1 protein-coding gene is annotated in these 743 nt (G+C 44.8%); it reads right to left on the reverse strand.

Annotated elements, in window-relative coordinates; genetic code table 11:
• Positions 1-655 (reverse strand): ABC transporter substrate-binding protein (locus A3751_RS15580; protein ID WP_156492524.1); only part of this gene is annotated, 655 nt, incomplete at its 3' end.
• Positions 656-743: the final 88 nt, after the last annotated feature.

The raw sequence follows: 743 nt of genomic DNA on the forward strand, positions 1-743 counted from the left end.
ATTGAGAGACCGTTCTAAATTTAACAGGAAGCACTCTTAAAGAGGTGTAAGTTGTTTTTGTAAGATAGTTTAGACCAAGGTCGTGGTAAAAAAACAAGTCAATTTTTTCGTTATTATTCAGCGCAAGCAGCGCTTCATCGGGAGAGTGGTATTTATCACTAATGCGCAAACCGTCATGGCTTCGTAACCACCGACCCGATGAGGACCCGAATAAGGCGGCAACAATCAGTTTTTTATTGGAGATGTCCGCGATTGAATCGATCGTATATTTGCTGTTATCACGAGCACTCACCACGTTCGAAACAGAATAAACAGGCCGCGATGAGTAGATATAGCGCAATTCCCGTTCAGCATTTCGACCTGCCCCGCAAAATACATTTGCCCTTCCGTCTTCCAGCATCGTAAGTATGCGTTTGATGGGGTATACCATTGGTAGAACCTCTACCTCGACCCCTTTTTCAGCCAAGCCCGATGCTAGCAAGGTATAAATCTCACCACAAAGCCCTTCTGCGTTTGCTTCAAAATATTTTGGTTTCGAGTTTTGTTTTACGAAGGTAAGCGTCTTTTCGTTGCTGTCATTCCCCTGCGCAAACGCTGGCAAGCAGAGCGACAGCCAGAAGCACACTGACAATGTTTTCCACCAGAATACATGCATCACTCCGCCCCAAGCTCACTCGGCATTTTTCACAATTATATGTAAGTATAGTTTATAAAGGCTCGCCGACACGGATTGTTCGAACTGC

The sequence above is a fragment of the Oleiphilus sp. HI0080 genome (assembly GCF_001635135.1).